The organism is Lentiprolixibacter sp., from assembly GCF_982873095.1.
The window spans coordinates 1-4,524 of sequence record NZ_CEYNTP010000119.1; the positions used below are offsets into that span (position 1 = coordinate 1).

General features: G+C 47.6%; 5 protein-coding genes. 1 reads left to right on the plus strand and 4 read right to left on the minus strand.

The genetic code is table 11. The annotated features are described in order from the left end of the window. From AC4E7D_RS08365 to AC4E7D_RS08380, 4 genes are all read right to left on the minus strand, one after another. Positions 1-761, minus strand: a 761-nt coding sequence (locus AC4E7D_RS08365; RefSeq protein ID WP_490173352.1) for a Na+ dependent nucleoside transporter N-terminal domain-containing protein, incomplete at its 3' end; no start/stop codon positions are given. A 14-nt stretch (positions 762-775) separates the two neighbouring features. Next, on the minus strand, positions 776-1,402 hold the full coding sequence (locus AC4E7D_RS08370) for a bifunctional nuclease family protein (protein ID WP_490173353.1): 627 nt from the start codon (positions 1,400-1,402) through the stop codon (positions 776-778). A gap of 89 nt (positions 1,403-1,491) precedes the next feature. Then, positions 1,492-2,460, minus strand: a complete 969-nt coding sequence (locus AC4E7D_RS08375) for an electron transfer flavoprotein subunit alpha/FixB family protein (protein ID WP_490173354.1) — start codon at positions 2,458-2,460, stop codon at positions 1,492-1,494. A gap of 41 nt (positions 2,461-2,501) precedes the next feature. Beyond that, a complete protein-coding gene (locus AC4E7D_RS08380) occupies positions 2,502-3,248 on the minus strand; it encodes an electron transfer flavoprotein subunit beta/FixA family protein (RefSeq protein WP_490173355.1) in 747 nt (248 codons plus the stop codon). Positions 3,249-3,432: 184 nt separating this feature from the next. Here AC4E7D_RS08380 and AC4E7D_RS08385 point away from each other — a divergent pair, with 184 nt between their 5' ends. Then, positions 3,433-4,416: a pyruvate dehydrogenase complex E1 component subunit beta gene (locus AC4E7D_RS08385; RefSeq protein ID WP_490173356.1), complete on the plus strand. Its 984-nt coding sequence runs from the start codon at positions 3,433-3,435 to the stop codon at positions 4,414-4,416. Positions 4,417-4,524: the final 108 nt, after the last annotated feature.

A 4,524-nucleotide genomic window follows, 5' to 3' on the forward strand; every position in this document is an offset into this window, starting at 1 on the left:
AGGGCATCGTCTGTACCCCCCAGGAAACCGATATAGGCAGCAAGTACCCCTCCGGCTACAGTGGCCATACCCCCGATCATTACCAGGAGGATTTCGGACCGGTTCATTTTCTCCAGGTAGGCCTTGATCATGAGTGGGGATTCCGTTTGTCCCAGAAAGATATTTCCGGCAACGGAAAGGCTTTCCGCCCCGGATATCCCAAGGGTCTTGGTCAGCAGCCATGCAAGTGCCCTGACAACTTTCTGGATGATCCCTAGATAAAAAAGAACAGAGGTAAGGGCCGAAAAGAATATTATGGTGGGCAGGATCTGGAAGGCAAATACATATCCGATATTCGGGTTGTCGACATTTAGCAGGCTCCCCAGCAAAAACTCACTTCCTGCGAGGGTGTAGTCCAGTATTTTGACAAAAAAAGTTCCAATCGCCTGGAAAATGCTCTGAACCAGGGGGACTTTCAGGATGCCGACGGCCAACGCCAATTGGATCCCCAAACCAATCCCTACGGTTTTCCAGTTAATGGCCTTGCGGTTTGCACTGAACGCAAAGGCAATGAGCAGGAGTACACCCATGCCCAGGATGCCCCGCCACAAAGACTGGGTAGTAAAGCCCTGGTTGGGTACAAGGGTCGATAGGTCTTCCTGAACTACAGCTGTTACGGGTAGTTCAATCAGGGTGCTATCAGCAACTGCCGTTACTTCCTGCGGAAATAAGGGTATGGTAAATAAAAAAAGCAGAGGGAATAACCAGGTGCTGAATCTCATCTGTCAGGGGGATATCACTTGCGTTTTGAGATTTCATCCCGAAGTTGGGCGGCCTTCTCGTAATCCTCATTGGCCACAGCCTTGTCCAGCTCCTTATGCAATTCCTCGAGACTTAGTTCCTTGTAAGGCGGAGTGCTGCCAGAATCAATTTCCACGGTTTCCCCTTCTTGCAGGATTTCATCTACCACTATGCTGTCATCCCCTTCCTTTTCCTTATCCTTAGAGGAAAATTTCAGGAAAATACCTGCCTTGTCCAAAATGGTCTTATAGGTAAATATTGGTGCGTTAAAACGCAGGGCAAGAGCAATGGCGTCACTGGTCCGGGCGTCGAGGATTTCCTCGATCTTATCCCTTTCACAAATAATACTGCTGTAGAATACCCCGTCTACCAGTTTGTGGATAATGACCTGCTTGATTACAATTTCAAACCTGTTGGCGAAATTCTTAAAGAGGTCATGGGTCAAAGGCCTTGGAGGTTTTATTTCCTTTTCCAGGGCAATTGCGATCGACTGGGCTTCGAAAGCCCCGATGACGATAGGTAGTTTGCGGTCACCATCCACCTCGTTCAGGATAAGGGCATAGGCCCCGTTCTGGGTCTGGCTGTAGGATATGCCTTTTATTTGTAAACGAACTAAACTCATCCGAATCTTTCATGCAAAAAAAGGCTGTTTAAACAAAAGGTCCGACCTGTTATTTAAACAGCCCTTCAAAGGCACAAATTAACAAAAAATTAGGCGTTTTGGGCCTTAAATTCCTTTAATTTTTCCGTGAGTTTCGGTACTACTTCAAAGGCATCCCCGACTATTCCATAATCTGCAGCCTTGAAAAAAGGAGCTTCCGGGTCCGTATTGATGACCACTTTCACCTTAGAGGCACTCACCCCGGCCAGGTGCTGTATGGCACCTGAAATCCCGATGGCGATGTACAGATTGCTGGCCACAGGCTTTCCTGTCTGACCCACGTGTTCGCCATGGGGCCTCCAACCCAGGTCTGAAACCGGTTTGGAACATGCGGTAGCAGCACCGAGAACATCGGCGAGTTCTTCGACCATACCCCAGTTCTCAGGCCCTTTAAGCCCTCTTCCGGCAGAGACCACAACATCAGCATCGGCAATGGTCGCTTTTCCAACCACCTTATCGATTTCCACGGATTTTGTCCCGAAATGGCCATCATCCAATGCAGGCGTAAAGGCTTCAACCGTAGCGGTTGTGGGACGCTCCTGCGTTCCAAAGGCATTACTGGAAACACCTATGATGTTGGTGTCGGCCTTCAGCTCCGTAAACATGAATCCTTTGTTTGTAAAGGCCGTACGCTTTACTACGAGGGGGGAGCTGCTTTCCGGGGCAGCAACCACGTTGGTGGCATACCCCGCATTGAGTTTCCCAGCCAAAATCCCGGCCATGTATTTGGCATCTGTGCTGGAGCTCACCACGATTACCGATGCCTTCTCCGCCTCAGCTATATCACTTAATACTTCGGCATAGGCCCTGGCATTAAAGGTCTCCAGTTTGGCATCCGTAAGATGCAATACTTTTGAAACACCGTATTGCCCTATAGATTCAGGTGAATCAAGATGAAAAGCTACTGCTGTTACCTCTGTGCCCATTTGGTCTGCAATCTCCTTAGCATAGGAGGCCACCTCAAAGGCACTTTTCTTATATTTTCCTTTTTCCGATTCGGTATATACTAGAACTGACATGTATTTTCTGTTTTTGTTTTTGTTAGAACCTGCTGTGTAGTTTAAATTACCTTGGCTTCGTTGTGTAAAAGATCGATTAGCTCATCCAGGTTATCGGCACTCACCATTTTTACTTCGCCCTTGGGTGCAGGCCGTTCAAATTTGATCTCCTCAGTGCTGCTTGTAGCGTCGACCGGAGGGATTACATTCAATTTTTTTTGTCGGGCCATCATAATTCCACGCATATTGGGTATCCTGAGATCGCTCTCTTCCACCAGGCCTTTTTGGCCACCGATGATGAGTGGGAGGGAAGCCTCTAACTTCTCTTTTCCGCCATCGATCTCGCGTTCTGCAATGGCGGTTGTCCCATCAACCTCCAAGCCTACGCAGGTATTTACGAAATTCATGTTCAGCATGGCAGCCATCATCCCGGGAACCATACCACCGTTGTAATCAATGGATTCCCTGCCTGCTATGATCAGGTCATATTCCCCGTTTTTGACAACTTCTGCCAATTGCCGGGCCACAAATAACCCGTCTGTAGGTTGGGCATCTACCCGGATTCCTTCGTCGGCACCTATAGCGAGGGCTTTGCGCATGGTAGGTTCCACACTACTGTCGCCAACGGTAGCCACATGTACACTAGCCCCTTGTTTTTCCTTAAACCACATGGCACGGGTAAGGCCAAATTCATCATTGGGGTTGATCACAAACTGTACTCCAGTAGTGTCAAATTTGGTGTTGTCTGCGGTGAAGTTGATCTTGGATGTTGTATCGGGAACGTTGCTGATACAGACTAATATTTTCATAAGAAAATGGGTTTATAAAATCAGTTAAAATTCGATCTCAAAGATAGCCAATATATTTGAAATTTACTATGCACGCATAATAAAATTTGTAAATATTTTTGATTTGTACTGCTGTTTTTTTGGCCGATATTTTCCTATTTTTGTCAGCCTCAACGGCGCCAAAAATCGCCTAAACGAGTACAACATGAGAACAATTCAATTCAGAGAGGCCATAGCGGAAGCCATGTCGGAAGAAATGCGACGGGATGATTCTATTTATTTAATGGGCGAGGAAGTAGCGGAATACAATGGAGCGTACAAGGCTTCTAAAGGCATGTTGGATGAATTTGGACCTGATCGCGTACTGGATACCCCCATTTCCGAATTGGGATTTGCAGGAATAGGTGTGGGATCTGCCATGAATGGCAACCGTCCCATCATTGAGTTTATGACCTTCAATTTCTCCCTGGTAGGGATTGACCAGATCATCAATAACGCAGCTAAAATGCGGCAGATGTCAGGTGGTCAATTTAATATCCCCATGGTATTCCGTGGACCTACGGCTTCAGCCGGACAGTTAGCAGCTACACACTCCCAGGCCTTTGAAAGTTGGTATGCCAATTGCCCGGGATTAAAGGTGGTAGTGCCCTCCAATCCCTATGACGCAAAAGGGCTGCTTAAGTCGGCCATAAGGGATGATGACCCTGTTATCTTTATGGAATCCGAACAGATGTACGGGGACAAGGGTGAGGTGCCAGAAGGGGAATACACTATTCCACTTGGGGTGGCAGAAGTGAAGAGAGAGGGAAAAGATGTTACCATTGTATCTTTTGGGAAGATCATCAAAGAGGCCTACAAAGCGGCAGACCAGTTGGAGCAGGAAGGAATTCAATGCGAGATCATAGACCTGAGGACCGTGCGCCCCATGGACCATGACGCCATTCTTAAATCGGTGAAAAAGACCAACCGCCTTGTGATCCTTGAGGAAGCCTGGCCATTTGGTAATGTTTCCACAGAAATTACCTATCACGTTCAGTCAGACGCATTTGATTATCTCGACGCCCCAATTGTGAGGTTAAATACTGCGGATACCCCCGCACCTTACTCTCCGGTACTGTTGGCAGAATGGCTGCCCAACGCGGAGGACGTTGTAAAGGCAGTTAAAAAAGTGCTGTACCAACAGGCATAAAAGGACCCACAGGAAAAGCCATTTCAAAAAAGTCCCTGGTTCCGCATACGAGCCCGGACTTTTATGCGTTTCATCTGAAACGGAACGCCTGTAAGTAATTCCTCGTTA

Coding starts and splice junctions, on each gene's coding strand:
- AC4E7D_RS08370 (WP_490173353.1), bottom strand. CDS start 1,402: ATGAGTTTAGTTCGTTTACAAATAAAAGGCATATCCTACAGCCAGACC.
- AC4E7D_RS08375 (WP_490173354.1), bottom strand. CDS start 2,460: ATGTCAGTTCTAGTATATACCGAATCGGAAAAAGGAAAATATAAGAAA.
- AC4E7D_RS08380 (WP_490173355.1), bottom strand. CDS start 3,248: ATGAAAATATTAGTCTGTATCAGCAACGTTCCCGATACAACATCCAAG.
- AC4E7D_RS08385 (WP_490173356.1), top strand. CDS start 3,433: ATGAGAACAATTCAATTCAGAGAGGCCATAGCGGAAGCCATGTCGGAA.